At 74.2% G+C, this 14314-nt stretch carries 10 protein-coding genes; 7 read left to right on the top strand and 3 right to left on the bottom strand.

The window, feature by feature from the left end; translation table 11 throughout:
- Positions 1-49 precede the first annotated feature (49 nt).
- The 6 genes from HDA43_RS11635 to HDA43_RS11610 all read left to right on the top strand — a co-directional run bounded on the left by HDA43_RS11635 (position 50) and on the right by HDA43_RS11610 (position 7948).
- On the top strand, positions 50-1405 hold the full coding sequence (locus tag HDA43_RS11635; protein WP_179819726.1) for a glycerophosphodiester phosphodiesterase family protein: 1356 nt from the start codon (positions 50-52) through the stop codon (positions 1403-1405).
- Positions 1406-1512: 107 nt separating this feature from the next.
- A complete protein-coding gene (locus HDA43_RS11630; protein ID WP_179819725.1) occupies positions 1513-2958 on the top strand; it encodes an MFS transporter in 1446 nt (481 codons plus the stop codon).
- 187 nt (positions 2959-3145) lie between these two features.
- Positions 3146-4105: a hypothetical protein gene (locus tag HDA43_RS11625; protein ID WP_179819724.1), complete on the top strand. Its 960-nt coding sequence runs from the start codon at positions 3146-3148 to the stop codon at positions 4103-4105.
- 46 nt (positions 4106-4151) lie between these two features.
- Positions 4152-4964 (top strand): class F sortase, encoded by an 813-nt coding sequence (locus HDA43_RS11620; protein ID WP_218911685.1) that lies wholly within the window; start codon positions 4152-4154, stop codon positions 4962-4964.
- Between the two features lie 140 nt (positions 4965-5104).
- Positions 5105-6727, top strand: coding sequence for a DUF2079 domain-containing protein (locus tag HDA43_RS11615; protein WP_179819722.1), 1623 nt, complete (start codon positions 5105-5107; stop codon positions 6725-6727).
- 75 nt (positions 6728-6802) lie between these two features.
- Positions 6803-7948: an acetyl-CoA C-acetyltransferase gene (locus HDA43_RS11610; protein ID WP_179819721.1), complete on the top strand. Its 1146-nt coding sequence runs from the start codon at positions 6803-6805 to the stop codon at positions 7946-7948.
- A 253-nt stretch (positions 7949-8201) separates the two neighbouring features.
- On the opposite strand, the gene HDA43_RS11605 is transcribed toward HDA43_RS11610, so the two are convergent.
- The 3 genes from HDA43_RS11605 to HDA43_RS11595 all read right to left on the bottom strand — a co-directional run bounded on the left by HDA43_RS11605 (position 8202) and on the right by HDA43_RS11595 (position 11597).
- Entirely contained in the window at positions 8202-8393 is a 192-nt protein-coding gene (locus tag HDA43_RS11605) for a hypothetical protein (protein WP_179819720.1), read from the bottom strand.
- A 393-nt stretch (positions 8394-8786) separates the two neighbouring features.
- On the bottom strand, positions 8787-10661 hold the full coding sequence (locus HDA43_RS11600) for an acyl-CoA dehydrogenase family protein (RefSeq protein ID WP_179819719.1): 1875 nt from the start codon (positions 10659-10661) through the stop codon (positions 8787-8789).
- A gap of 225 nt (positions 10662-10886) precedes the next feature.
- Positions 10887-11597 carry a class I SAM-dependent methyltransferase gene (locus HDA43_RS11595; protein WP_229811395.1) on the bottom strand — a complete coding sequence of 237 codons (711 nt, stop codon included), beginning with the start codon at positions 11595-11597 and terminating at the stop codon, positions 10887-10889.
- 497 nt (positions 11598-12094) lie between these two features.
- Here HDA43_RS11595 and HDA43_RS11590 point away from each other — a divergent pair, with 497 nt between their 5' ends.
- Positions 12095-14287, top strand: a complete 2193-nt coding sequence (locus tag HDA43_RS11590; protein ID WP_179819717.1) for an ATP-binding protein — start codon at positions 12095-12097, stop codon at positions 14285-14287.
- Positions 14288-14314 lie beyond the last annotated feature (27 nt).

Raw genomic sequence — 14314 nt, 5'->3', positions numbered from 1 at the left:
TATATAGGGATATATCGATCTGTCCCCCGCCGTTGAGTGGGGGTGCCGGATGCCGAGCAGAACGCGCGGCGGTCTGCTGGCCGTGCTCGCGGGCGGAACCGCGTTCGCCGCCCTGTACGGCGCGCACCCGGCGGCCGACCGGCCACCCGTCACCGCCCCGGCCCCGGCACTGGTGCCCGGACCGGCGCTGGTGCCCGGACCGGGGCGGAGCGCGTGCGCGGACAGGAAGCCGATCGTCATCGCGCACCGCGGCGCCAGCGCGCTGCGGCCCGAGCACACCCTCCTCGCCTACGACCTCGCCATCGGGACGGGCGCCGACTACATCGAGTGCGACCTGGTCTCGACCAGGGACCACGTGCTGGTGGCCCGGCACGAGAACGAGCTGTCGCAGACCACGGACGTGGCCCTCCACCCGGAGTTCGCCGCCCGGCGGACCACCAAGGTGGTCAACGGCCGCCCGAGGACCGGCTGGTTCACCGAGGACTTCACCCTCGCCGAGCTGCGCACCCTGCGCGCCCGGGAACGCTGCCCCGGCCAGCGGCCCGGCAGCGCCGCCTACGACGGCCTGGACCGGATCCCGACCCTGGACGAGATCGTCCAGCTCGCGCAACGGCGCGGCGCCGGGCTGCACATCGAGACCAAGATCCCCTCCTACTTCGCCTCGATCGGGCTGCCGCTGGAGGAGCCGCTGCTGGCCACCCTCGCCCGGTACGGCTGGGACGACGCGACCGACCCGGTGTTCATCCAGTCCTTCGAGACCGGCAACCTGAAGAAGCTCCACGCCATGACGCATCTGCGGCTGATCCAGTTCATCGCCGACGCCGGCGCGCCGTACGACCTGGTGGCCGCCGGGGACCCGCGCACCTACGACGACATGGTCACCCCGGCGGGCCTGCGGGAGATCGCCCGGTACGCCGACGGCGTCGGGGTGGTCACCCGGCGGATCGTCCCCCGCGGGCCGCACGGCAGGTCGCTGCCGTCCACCTCGCTCGTCGCGGACGCCCACGCCGCGGGGCTGCTGGTGCACGTGTCGACGGTCCGCGCGCAGAACGGCCGGCTCCCGGCCGAGTACCGCCGGGGCGACCGCCGGGACCCGCGCTACCGGAGCCTCCCGGGTGACACGGCCGGCTGGCTGGGCCGACTGTGCCGGCTCGGGGTGGACGGGATCTTCGCCGACGATCCGGGCGTCGCCCGTGCCGGGCTGGACCTGGTGCGGGCGGCGCACCCGGCGGCGGTCCGGCCGACCGGCGCCGATGGCGGCGCGACACGGGCCGCCGGGGCCGCCGTGACGCGCGACGTGAGGATCCGGGTCACCGGGGCGGGGGCCTCCGGGACGCGGGCCGATGAGGACCCGCTGAAAAGGGGTGGATCACTCCGAAGACGGGTGGATACCATCACGGCATGACCTGGCGACAATGATTCACGACCTGAGGCCTGAGCGGGGCACGCTGCCGCGGACCGCCGGGGATGCCGAGCATCCCGTCCGCGAAGCATCCCCGTGAGAAGGACCTCATGATCACCACTTTGCCGCGTGCCTCGGACGCACGCGTGCGGCGGCTGGCCGCCACACTTTACGCGTACACGTTCCTGGACGACTTCACCCTGCTCTACCCGCTCTACGCCCTGCTGTTCGCCGACACCGGTCTGTCGACCGCCGAGATCTCCTCGCTGCTGGCCATCTGGTCGCTCACCTCCCTGGTGATGGAGATCCCATCCGGGGCGTGGGCCGACACGGTCTCCCGCCGGCTGCTCCTCGTCCTGGCGCCGCTGCTCGCCGGGGCCGGCTACGCCCTGTGGTTCCTGGTGCCCTCCTACGGCGCCTTCGCCGCGGGCTTCGTGCTCTGGGGCACCGCGGGGGCGTTGCAGTCGGGAGCGCTGGAGGCGCTGGTCTACACCGAGCTGGAGCGCGAGGGCGCCGTCGGCCGCTACGCCGGGATCATGGGCCGGGCCCGCGCGCTCGGCACCGGCGCCGTGATGGCGGCCACCGCCCTGGCCGTCCCGCTGTTCGCCGCGGGCGGCTATTCGCTGGTCGGCGTGGCCAGCGTCCTGGTCTGCCTCGTCTGCGCGGCCGTCGCGGCCGCCTTCCCCGAGCACCGTACGCGCCGCTCCCACCGGGGGACGGGCGGCCGGGACGGCGACCCCGCACCGGACGCGCGCGACCGCGCCTCCGGGCCGGACGCACCGGACGCGTTGGACGTGCCGGACCGGGACCGTGCGCCCGGGTCGGACGCGCGGGACCGTGACGGCGGCCCCGGAGGGGACGCGGAGGACCGGGACGACGGCACCGGGGAGGACGCGGAGCCGTCGTCGCCGCGCGCCTACCTCGGCATGCTGCGCGCGGGCCTGCGGGAGGCGCGCGGTGACCGGGCCGTACGGCGCGCCCTGCTCCTGGTGCCCGCGGTGGCGGCCCTGTGGGGGGCGCTGGAGGAGTACGTCCCCCTCCTCGCGGCCGGCACCGGGGTGGCCACGGAGACCGTGCCGCTCCTGGTGCTCCTCGTCTCCGCGGGGGTCGCGGCCGGTGGCTTCCTCGCGGCGGCCGGGAGCCGCCTGACCAGCCGGGGGCTCGCCGTGCTCCTCGCCGTGGGGGCGGTGGCGCTCGGCGCGGGCGCGGCCGCCGGGAACGCGCTCGGGTTCTTCGCCATAGCGGCGGCCTTCTGCGTCTTCCAGACGGCGACCGTACTGGCCGACGTACGGCTGCAGAACACCATCGCGGGCCCGGCACGGGCCACCGTGACGTCGGTCGCCGGCCTGGCCACGGACGTGGCCAGCCTCGGGGTGTACGGGGGTTACGCCGCCGCCTCGGCGGTGGCCGGGCACGGTGTGATCTTCGCTCTCTCCGCCGTGCCGTATCTCCTGATCGCCCTGTTCCTCGCGAGCCGACGTGATTCCGGGCGGAGCCGGCGGGGCCCCGGGCGGAACCGAGGGGACTCCGGGCGGAGCCGGCGGGACCCCGGGTGACCTCCCGCGACGCCGGGAGGGTGCGCTCTCCTCCCGGTGCCGCGGTGGGACCCGGCCCTCCCCGCGGCCAAGGGGAAGGTGGCCACGACGGGGCTGGAAGGAATTTGTGCCCGTTTTGTGGAGTTGCGTGCATCTCTAGGCCACCGTTCATAGGATCTATGCCGAACCGTGACCATGGTTTGGAATCGTGGACGACCGCCCCGGGTGGCCGACCGGCCACGTGGAGAGAACGGAGAGCACCGTGCTGGAGTCCAGGACGCGGCGCCGCGTCGCGGCCAAGATGACCGCGATCGCGGTGGCGGGCGCGGGCGTCCTCTTCGGCGCCGTCCCCGCCATCGCCTCCCTGGTCGCCACGCCGAAACCGGTCACCTACACCTGCACCGCGCTCACGGGCGGCGGCGCCTCGGCCACCCACACCTTCCAGGTGGAGCTGGCCGGCCCGGCCACGGCGCCCACGCCCAGCTCCACCGCCGTGGTCACCTTGAAGATCGGCTCGCCGGCGCCGGCCCTGGCCGCCCCCACGGCGTTCGGCGCGGGCGACCGGATCGCCGTCGACGCCGACGTGGTCGTCACCGGCTCGCCGCTGCCGTCCCCCGTGGCGACGCCATCGGTCCAGGCCACGACCACCTCCGGGGCGGTGGCCTCCGGCGGGTCGATCACGTCGTTCCCGACCATGCTGGTCACGGTGATGCCGACCGCGACCGGTGTCTTCGCGGTCCGCCCCGACTCCTTCACCCTCCTCCATGTCCCGGCCACCGGCACGGGCACGGAGAACGAGCTGTACGACTGCGTCGTCGACCAGACCTCGGCCACCGGCGCCGCGGTCCTGGTGACCGTCCAGGCGACGAGCACCGGCACCGGCATGCCCACCTCGACGCCCACCGGCACGTCCACCCCCACCCCCACCCCGACCGACACGGCCACCGAGACCCCGGACCCGGTGGTCACCATCACCACGACCCGCACCGCCGGGGACGACGACGAGGACGAGCAGATCGAGAAGACCCCCGGCGGAGGCGCCTCCACCGGCGGCGGCGGCGAGGCCGGGCCGGACGCCCGTGTGATCATGTTCGGCGGTGTGCTGATGGTGGCGGGCGCCGCCGCGGGCGGCCTGATGCTGCGCCGCCGCACGGCGACCAGGGGCTGACCGGGGTGACCCGGTGACGCTCCCGACGCCGCCAGACCGCCCGCCGATGCGCCCCCGCGGACCGGTGCCGCCGTACCCGGGGCGACCGGCCGGCCCGCCGTACCCGCCGCACGAGGGGTACGGCCCGCCGTACGACGGGCGGTGGCCCGGTGGCCGGACCGACGACGGCGGGAGGATGCTCCGGTCGGTGCTCATCCTGGCGGGCATCGCCGGGGTGGTCACCGTGCTGGTGGGCCTGCTGCTCATGCTGGCCAGACCCGAGGAGTACGGCCTGGCCGACCGGCGCACCGCGCTGCCGCCGCGCAGCCAGGTGAACGCGAGCGCCGGCCCCTACTTCCAGGCGCCCCCGACCGCGCCGCCGCCCACGCCGGCCCTGCCGCCCGCGCCCCCGATGCAGCCCTCGACGCCGGTCCGCGTGGTCATCCCGAAGCTCGGCGTCAACGCGCCGATCAGGTCCGTCGGGCTGGACCGGCAGGGCGCGATCGAGGTGCCGCCGATCGGCAAGCCGAACCTCGTCGGCTGGTACCGCTCCGGGCCCACCGCGGGGGAGGCCGGACCGGCGATCATGCTGGGGCACAAGGACACCCGGTCCGGCAGCGCGGTCTTCAGCCGCCTCGACGAGATCCGCAACGGCGACCTCATCGAGGTGCACCGCAAGGACGGCGTGATCGCGATGTTCACCGTGGGCGGGCTCGAACAGGCGGAGAAGTCGGTGTTCCCGACCCAGCGGGTGTACGGCCGGTCGCGTGACGCCCAGCTCCATCTGATCACCTGCGGCGGCACCTACGACCGCAACACCGGCCACTACACCGACAACGTCATCGTCTACGCGACGATGACGGGAACGCGGCGAGAATGAGCCCTGCCTTCCCGGCCGCCCGGCGGCCCCCGCGCCCGGTCGTCTCCGCCGCCCGGTTCCCCGGGGCCCCGCGACCCGGTGCCGCCGAGAGGGCCGCGGACGCGGAAACCGCCGGGGAGCCCGCCGCGAAGACCGCGGCCGTGAAGACCGCCGTGGAGTCCGTCGCGGACTTCGCGCGCCGGCGGCGGCACGGCCTGATCCTGGGCGCCCTGATGGCCCTGGCGGCGACGGCCTACTCGACGTTGAGCCTGGTCAAGTTCGCCACCTTCAAGGCGAGCGTCTTCGACCTGGTCATCTTCGACCAGGCGGTGCGCGGCTACGCGCGTTTCGGGCCGCCCGCCGTGCCGTCGGTCGGCATGTCCTACGGCATGGGCATGGACTTCCTCCAGCTCGGCGACCACTTCTCGCCGATCCTCGCGGTCCTGGCGCCGCTGTACTGGCTGTACGACGACCCGCGGACGCTCCTGGTCGCCCAGGCGGTGCTGCTCGCGCTGGCCGCGATCCCGATCCGGCGTTACGCCGAGCGCCGCCTGGGGGCGGTCCCGGCCCACCTGGTGGCGGCCGCCTACCTGGTGTCGTGGCCGGTCGCGCAGGCCGCCGGGTTCGACTTCCACGAGGCGGCCTTCGTCCCGCTGCTCAGCGCGATCATGATCGAGCGGTTCGACGCCGGCCGTCCGGCCTGGGGTGTGGCGGCCGCCGCCGGCCTGCTGCTGGTCAAGGAGGACATGGGGCTGCTCGTCGCGGGGTTCGGGGTGTACCTCTTCCTCACCCGGCGGCGACTCGAAGGGGCCGCGTTCGTCTTCTTCTCGCTGGGCGCGCTGGTGATGATCCGCGGCGTACTGATGCCGATGGCCGGGTCGCCCCCGGCGGGGTTCCACTGGGCCTACGGCGCCTGGGGCACGAGCCTGGGGGAGGTCGTGCTGGCCGTCGCCCGCGACCCGGCGGGGGCGCTGTGGCAGATGGTCAGCCCCGAGGTCAAGGTCGACACCCTGGCGTTCCTGCTGTGGCCGGTGCTGCTGACCGCGCTGGCCTCGCCGCTGACCCTGGTGGCGGTCCCGCTCGTGGTGGAGCGGTTCCTGTCCGACCGGCCGCAGTGGTGGGGGGCGGACTTCCAGTACAACGCCTTCGTCGTCGCGATCCTGTTCTGCGCCGGGGCGGACGGCGTCCACCGGCTGCGGGGCCGGCTCGCGGCCCGCCGGGGGAGGCGGGCCGGGGTAGAAGAGGCGGCCGAGCGGCCCGAAGGCGAGCCGCCCGAAGCCGGGCGGACGGACACCGGGCGGCCGGAGGCCGGACGATCCGAAGCCGGTTCGCCCGAAGAAGGGACGTCCCCGGGGAACCGGTCCGTGGACGATCCGGTGAACCGGCGCGTCCGGTGGGACCCGGTGCCGCACTGGGCGGTCGCGATCCTCGTGATCGGCCTCACGCTCGTCCCGAAATTCGCCCTGGGCAACCTCGTCGAATCGTCCTTCTACGAGGGCGAGCCGCACGTCGCCGCGGCCCGCGAGGCGGTCGCCGCGGTCCCGGACGGCGTGGTCGTCGAGGCGGTCAACAGCGTCGGCCCCGCGCTCACCGCGCGGACGACCGTGCTGCTGTGGGGGCCGCAGAGCCACAACGCGCCCTGGGTGGTGGCCGACGTGGCGCGGTGGAGCTACCCGTTCGGCGACTTCGACTCGCAGCGGCGCCGGGTGGACGAGGCCCTGGTGAACGGCTACCGCAAGGTCTACGACCGCGACGGATACATCGTGCTGAACCGCCCCTCCTGAACACGACAGTGGGAAGGCTTCTCCTGTAATCTCCTAGTAACCGAACATTGCTCGGTTTCATGAGCAGGAGGCACTGTGGCAGAGGCGTACATCGTCGGGGCCGTCCGCACCCCGGTCGGCAAGAAGAAGGGCGGGCTGTCCACCGTCCACCCCACCGACCTGGCCGCGCACACGCTCAGGGCGCTCATCGACCGCACCGGCGTCGACCCGGCCGCGGTGGAGGACGTCATCATGGGCTGCGTCATGCAGTTCGGCCCGCAGAGCATGGACATCGCGCGCAACGCCTGGCTGTCGGCGGGCCTGCCTACGAGCGTCGCGGGCGTCACCATCGACCGCCAGTGCGGCTCCTCCCAGCAGGCGGTCCACTTCGCCGCCCAGGGAGTGCTCTCCGGCACCCAGGACCTCGTGGTGGCCGCCGGCGTGGAGTCGATGAGCGTCGTGCCGATGGGCTCGTCGATCACCGCCGCGCTGGAGAAGGGGATGCCCTTCCCGTTCGGCGAGGGCTGGGCCGAGCGGTACGGCAAGCAGGAGATCTCCCAGTTCCGCGGCGCCGAGCTGATGTGCGAGAAGTGGGGCTTCGAGCGCGAGGAACTGGAGCGGTACGCCTACGAGAGCCACCAGCGGGCGGCCAAGGCCATCGCCAACGGCCACTTCCGGGACCAGATCGCCCCGATCAACGGCGTCGAGGACGACGAGGGGCCGCGGCCGGACACCACACTGGAGAAGATGGCGTCGCTCAAGGCCCTCCGCGAGGGCGGGCGGATCACCGCGGCGACCTCCTCGCAGATCTCCGACGGCTCCGGCGCGCTGCTGATCGCCTCCGAGAAGGCGATCCGCGACCACGGTCTGGTCCCCAGGGCCCGGATCGTCACGCTGGCGCTCACCGGCGACGACCCGGTCTACATGCTGACCGCGCCGATCCCGGCGACCCACAAGGCCCTGCAGCGGTCCGGGCTGTCCATCGGCGACATCGACGTCACCGAGATCAACGAGGCGTTCGCCCCGGTCCCGCTGGCGTGGATCAAGGAGCTGGGCGCCGACCCCGCCAAGGTCAACCCGAACGGCGGCGCCATCGCCCTGGGTCACCCGCTGGGCGGCACCGGCGCGATCCTGATGACCAAGCTGGTCCACGAACTGGAGCGCACCGGCGGCCGGTACGGCCTGCAGACGATGTGCGAGGGCGGCGGCCAGGCGAACGTCACCATCATCGAGCGGGTCTGACCCGCCGGGGCTCCCGAGAGTTCCCGAGGGGAGCGCGCGAGGCGAAAGGCCGCCCCGGCCCGGTCTTCCGGGTCCGAGGCGGCCTTTCGCCCGTCACCGGCCGGGCGGGCCCGCCGCCAGGAGGACCCGCCCGCCCTCAAGGGACGCGCTTTCGAGAAGACGCGCCTTCAAGGGAACGCGCCGAACAGGAGGACCCGCCCGCCTTAGCGGGGACGCGCCTTCAAGGAACGCGTCGCGCCGAGAGGGCCCGCCGTCAGCGGCCGCCCTTGCCGGGAATCCGGCGCGGCTGGTGGGTGGGCCTGGCCGGAGTGCGGGGCATCGCCACGCGCCGGGGCGCGGCCGGAAGCCCGCGGCCGGGCGGGAGGACGCGGGGCGAGCCCCCGGGCGTGCCGTCCTCGCCGGGCCGGTCGGGGTCCTGGGACTGATGGGTGAAACGGATTCGCATGTGCCACTCCTCGAAGATCATGAAGACGCGGCCGAAGGCCGTGCCGGAGACTCAGCCGCCGCGTCGAACGAACGGGCCAGAGAGCTGAGTGCGGGCGGACCAGTCATCGCTGGTCGACGCCGGCTTCTAGGAGTTGATCCACATACGGCCACCGTACGGCGGGCCCGCCGTACGGTGCAATCCATTTATCCCGGCGTCCCGGGACCGGGCCGGGGGTGCGGTGGCACGCCGCGTCCCCGAGCCGGTCCCGGCGGGTCTCCCCCGATCTCCGATCTCCCCCGGTTTCCCTCGATCGCCCCGAGCCCCGGTGGTCCCCGGCGGATCGGGGCCTCGGCGGTCCCGGTGAATCGGTGGCTCCGGTGGTCGCCAGCGGATCGGTGGCTCCGGTGGTCGTCAGCGGATCGGCCGGTGCACGTTCTCGGCGGCCGACGGGCCGGGCTCGGCGGCCGCGATCCACGGGCCCTCGATCGAGGGGTCGATGATCCCCTCCTCCAGGAACGCGTACCGGTCCTCCAGCACGCGCGCGGCCAGTCGCGCGTCGCGGGAGTCGGTGTTGTCCCACAGCCGGTCGAACAGCGCGTCGGCGCGGAGCCGCGCCTGGTGGCAGAAGGCGTCGGCCAGCTCGACGGCCCTGATGCCCAGGTCGGTGGCGTCCTCCCGGGCCCGGACGCATGTCGCGGTGATCGCGAACAGCTCGGCGCCGATGTCCACGATCCGGCTGAGGAAGCCCTGCCGGTGCTCCAGCCTTCCCTGCCAGCGGGACATGCCGTAGAAGGTGGACCGGGCCAGCCTGCGGCTCGTCCGCTCCACGTAGCGCAGGTGCGCGGCCAGCGGCCCGAACTCCGCGTAGGAGCCGGGGACGCTGCCCGGGCCCGTGACCAGCGTCGGCAGCCACCGCGCGTAGAACCCGCCCGCCTTCGCCGCCGCGCGGAGCCGCGCCGCGGTGTCCAGGGACGGGTCGATCACTCCGCCGGCGGCCGACAGGTGGGCGTCCACCGCCTCGCGGGCGATCAGCAGGTGCATGATCTCGGTGGACCCCTCGAAGATCCGGTTGATCCGCAGATCCCGGAGGAACTGCTCGGCCGGGACACCGCGCTCGCCCCGCGCGGCCAGCGACTCGGCCGTCTCGTAGCCGCGCCCGCCGCGGATCTGGACCAGCTCGTCGGCCACCCGCCACGCCATCTCCGAGGCGTACAGCTTGGCCAGCGCCGCCTCGATCCGGATGTCGTTGCGCGCGTCGTCGGCCAGCCGGCACGACAGGTTCGTCACCGCCTCCAGAGCGTAGGCCGTGGCCGCGATGAAGCCGATCTTGGTGGCCACCGCCTCGTGGCCGCCGATCGGCCGGCCCCACTGCTCCCGCGCGCCGCTCCACTCCCTGGCGATCTTGACCGCCCACTTGGAGATCCCGGCGCAGACCGCGGGAAGGGAGAGCCGCCCGGTGTTGAGCGTGGTCAGCGCGATCTTCAGGCCCTGGCCCTCCCTGCCGATCAGGTTGGCCGCCGGGACGCGCACCCGGTGGAACCTGGTCACACCGTTCTCGATGCCGCGCAGGCCCATGAAGGTGTTACGCCGCTCGACCGTGATCCCGGGGGTGTCGGCCTCGACGACGAACGCGGAGATCCCCCTGTCGGTGCGGGCCATCACGACCAGCAGGCTCGCGATGACCCCGTTGGTCGTCCACAGCTTCACACCGTCCAGCACGTAGTCGTCGCCGTCCCGTTCGGCCGTGGTGGCGAGCCGCGCCGGATCGGAGCCGACGTCGGGCTCGGTCAGCAGGAACGCCGACACCTCGCCCTTCGCGCAGCGGGGCAGGAAGGCCCGCTTCTGCTCCTCGGTGCCGAACTGCTTGAGCGGCTTGGGCACCCCGATCGACTGGTGCGCCGACAGCAGCGTGCCGAGGGCCGGGTTGCAGGACCCGGCGAGCATCAGCGCCCGGCCGTAGTCGAGGTGGCTCAGCCCGAGCCCGCCGTACCGCTCCTCGATGGTGATCCCGAACGCGCCGAGCTGCGCGAGATCCTTGATCACCTCATCGGGTATCCGGGCGGTCCGCTCGATCAGCGCCGGGTCCACCCGGGTCTCCAGGAAACGCCGCAGGGCGTGCAGGAACCGCTCGCCCTTCTCGGACTCGGCCTCCGGCGGGACCGGTGCCGGATGGACCAGATCGAGGCGGAAGTCGCCCAGGAAGAGCTGCCTGCCGAAGCTGGGCCGGGTCCACTCCTTCTCCCGGGCCTGCTCGGCCACCTCACGTGCCTTGGCGTAATCGGTCATGCTGACCTCCTCGGACGCGGATGCTTCGAGGTTACGCCCCGGTAACAGACCGGAGAAAGGCCAGGTGGCCCCCGGGAACCCGGGCGGTTCCCGTCGCCGAGGGAAACCCCGGGAACACCGGGGACGCCGGGAGGACGATCCGGCGGGAACACCGGGAACGGCAGGAAGAAGGCCCGGGAGATCGGGCGCCCGCGGCGGACCGCCGTCCGGCCGGACCGCCGGTCCCTACCGCGGCACGCGGGCGACGCAGAAGACCGTCTGCCCGAAGGGCGGGCGGATGAAGCGCTCGATGAAGCGGGTGGTGGGCACCACCGTGCGGTCGTAGATCTTCACCAGCCGGGGGTCGGGGTAGCCCACGCCGCCGCGGCGGACCGCGGCCCACCAGGCGATGCCGCCGAGGAAGTTGATCGGCTTGAGCACGCCGATGTCCAGGCCCGCCCGGGAGACCGTGCTGCGCAGCGTGGCGGGGGTGTAGCGGGTGACGTGGCCGACCTTGCGGTCGAAGTCTCCGTAGAGCTGCATGTAGCCCGGGACCCAGATGATGATCCGCCCGCCGGGAACGGTCACCTTGGCCAGGGAGCGCAGCGCCTCGACGTCCTCCTCGATGTGCTCCAGGACGTTCATCATCACGACGGTGTCGACCTTCTCGCCGATCGGGATGTCGGTCGGCAGGCCGAACTTCAGCACGTCGATGTCGTCGCGGCCGGCGAAGCGCTTCTTGAGCTGCTCCACGCAGTAGGGGTCGAAGTCGCTGACCACCAGCCGGTCGAGCCGGGGCAGGAACTGCTCGGCGAAGTGCCCGAGGCCGGAGCCGATCTCCAGCATGGACCGGCCCACGTGCGGGGCGACCATGTCGAACTCGTACTGCCGGTAGTTCTTGGCCTCGTCCCCACCCAGGTGGTTCTCCAGGGCCTCGTCGCCGGCCGCGGGTTGCACTACGCGGTCATACCCAGACATGAGGTTCCGTCCAGCTCGATCACTCAGGAGCCGCGGCACCGGCTGGCGCACGCGGCCATGGACAGCCCAAGAGTCTAGTGGCCGTCACCCCGGGACGGCCTCGCGAACGGTCGCGCCCCCCGGGACGCGCGCCCCCATCCGGCTTCCACACCGCCGTTCGGCTTCCACACCTCCGGCCGGTTTCCGCGCCCCCGTCCGGCCTCCACTCCACCGGACGCACCCTCCTGACCGGCCTCACCCCTCCGACCGGCTTCGCGTCTCTGACCGGCCCGACATCCTCCTGACCGGCCTCGCGCCCCTGACCGGCCTCGCGCCCCTGACCGGCCCGACACCCCGCCCACCCCCCGACACCCGGACCGGCCGCCGTTCACCCGGCGGGGGGACCGCACTCCTGGTACGGTTCCCTGCGTCCCGGGCGGGCAGGGGCTCTGCCCGCCGTCCACCTCGGCCAGGGAGGCGGGAGGCCGTTCCCTCCGGTGAGCGGAGGAGTCACGGAAACCACCTTCGTCGGCCGTCACGCCGAGACGGAACAGGTGACCCGCCTGGTACGGCGGGCCCGCCTGGTCACGCTCACCGGGCCGGGCGGCGTGGGGAAGACCCGGCTGGCACACCGGGTGGCCGAGATGATCGGAGCGGAGACCCCCGGCGGTTTCCGGATCGTCGACCTGTCCTCGCTGACCGACCCGCACGAGCTGCCGCGCGTCGTCGCCGCCGCCCTGGGCCCCGCGCCGGACGACGAGTCCCTCCCGCCGGTGCCGGAGGCGCTCGCCGCGCGGCTGGACCCCCGCGGGTCGCTGCTCGTGCTCGACACCTGCGAGCACCTGGCCGAGCCGGTGGCCCGCCTGACGGTCGCCCTGCTGGGCGCCGCACCGCGCCTGCGCGTGCTGGTCACCTCCCGGCGGCCGTTGGGCCCGCCGGGCGAGCACGTCTACCCCGTCCCGCCGATGCGGACCGAGGACGCGGTGGCCCTGCTGCGCGACCGCGCGGCCATCGCCCCCGCCCCGGCCTCCTTCCCCGCCCCCGGTCTCGACCCCGACCCCGGCTCCGGCCAAGACCAAGGCACAGGCCCCGGCTCCAGTCAGGGCACCGGTTCGACCCCGGACCCGGACCCGGACCCGGACGGGCTGGCCGCGCTCTGCGAGCGGCTCGACCGGATCCCGCTGGCCGTCGAGCTGGCCGCCGTACGGCTGCGCGCCGCGTCGCCCGCGTTCTCGCCCGCGCTGCTCGCGCGGTCCCTGGACGACCGCTACGCCGTACTGACCGGAGGCGGCGGCCCGGTACGGCACCAGTCGATGCGCGCGGCCATGGGCCGGAGCCACGAGCTGTGCGGTCCGGTGGAGCGGCTGCTGTGGGCCCGGCTGTCCGTCTTCCCCGCCGGGTTCGACCTGGAGGCGGCCGAGCGGGTCTGCGCGGGCGGGCCGCTCCCGACCGGGGCGGTGCTCGACGCGCTGACCGGCCTGGCCGACCAGTCGCTCGTGCGGAGGGAGGAGCACCCGGCCGGGGCGCGGCTGCGCATGCTGGACACCGTCCGGGAGTTCGGCGCCGAATGGCTGCTCCGCCTGGGGGAGACCGGTGATCTCAGGGGCCACCATCGCGACCACTACCTCCGTCTGGCCGGGCGCTGCGCCGCCGAGTGGCCCGAGCGGCAGGCCGAGTGGGCCGGGCGGATGCGCGCCGAGCGGCACAACCTCCGCGCGGCGCTCGACCTGTGCCTGGCCGATCCCGCGCGGTCACGGGCCGGCGCGGCACTGGCCGGCTCGCTGTGGTTCCTGTGGATCTGCTGCGGCTTGCCGGACGAGGGCCGCCACTGCCTGGACGCGGCGCTGCGCATGCACGCCGAACCCGGCCCGGAGCGGTTCCGCGTCCTGTGGGCCCGATCGTGGGTGGCCCTGCGCCAGGGGGATCCGCAGACCGCCGGGCGGCTGCTCGACCTGCTGCGCGCGGAGGACCGCGAGGGCCACGCCACCGGCCACGCGCTCCAGATCGAGGGCCTGGTCGCCCTGGTACGCCGCGAGTTCGCCCGGGCCGCCCGGCTGCTCGGCCGCGCCGCGGACGGGCGCGCGACCGGCGACGCGGAAGGCCCCGGCGGTCCCGGCGGCCGTGGGGGCGGCATGTCCCCGGAGCCGCCCGCCTGCCACGCGCTGGCCGCCCTGAGCCTGCTGGCCGCGGGCCGGGTGGGGGAGGCCGCGGAGACGCTGGCCCGCGACCGGCGTCCGCGCGACGACCCGGGCGGGGAATGGAGCCACGCCCAGACGGAGTACGCCCTGGCCTGGATCGAGCGGATCGGGAACCGCGGCCGTACGGCGGCGCGCCACGCCCGGACGGCGCTGGCGGGGGCGTGGCGGCTGGGGGACCCGCTCCTGACGGCGGCCTGCCTCGAACTGGTCGCCTGGACCGCGACCACCCCGCCGGGCGCGGCCGGGAAAGCGGAGGCGGAGGCCGCAGGCGGGCGCGTGGCGGCCGGGCTGCTGGGAGCGGCCCGGGCCGCCCGGGACTCCCAGGGGGCGCGGGCGGCCGGCTGGCCGGTCGACGCCATGATCCGCAGGTGGGCCGAGGCGGAGGCCGTCCGGGTGCTCGGCGGTGCAGGATTCGACACCCGCTTCACCGAGGGAATGGCCTTTGACCTGGCCTTCGCCGTCGATTATGCGCTGGGGGAGAAGAATCCGTAACCGCCGCCGCCGGCTCGGGTCGGCTTC

Origin of the sequence: Streptosporangium sandarakinum (assembly GCF_013409935.1) — a bacterium.
In the GTDB taxonomy this organism is placed as follows: domain Bacteria; phylum Actinomycetota; class Actinomycetes; order Streptosporangiales; family Streptosporangiaceae; genus Streptosporangium; species Streptosporangium nondiastaticum.
Note: the sequence above shows the minus strand (reverse complement) of the source record. Positions and strands in the feature narration are given on the sequence as shown.

What these genes read in the sequence shown, in the direction of transcription:
- HDA43_RS11635 (WP_179819726.1), top strand. Translation starts at nt 50, where the DNA reads ATGCCGAGCAGAACGCGCGGCGGTCTGCTGGCCGTGCTCGCGGGCGGA.
- HDA43_RS11630 (WP_179819725.1), top strand. Translation starts at nt 1,513, where the DNA reads ATGATCACCACTTTGCCGCGTGCCTCGGACGCACGCGTGCGGCGGCTG.
- HDA43_RS11620 (WP_218911685.1), top strand. Translation starts at nt 4,152, where the DNA reads ATGCGCCCCCGCGGACCGGTGCCGCCGTACCCGGGGCGACCGGCCGGC.
- HDA43_RS11605 (WP_179819720.1), bottom strand. Translation starts at nt 8,393, where the DNA reads ATGCGAATCCGTTTCACCCATCAGTCCCAGGACCCCGACCGGCCCGGC.
- HDA43_RS11600 (WP_179819719.1), bottom strand. Translation starts at nt 10,661, where the DNA reads ATGACCGATTACGCCAAGGCACGTGAGGTGGCCGAGCAGGCCCGGGAG.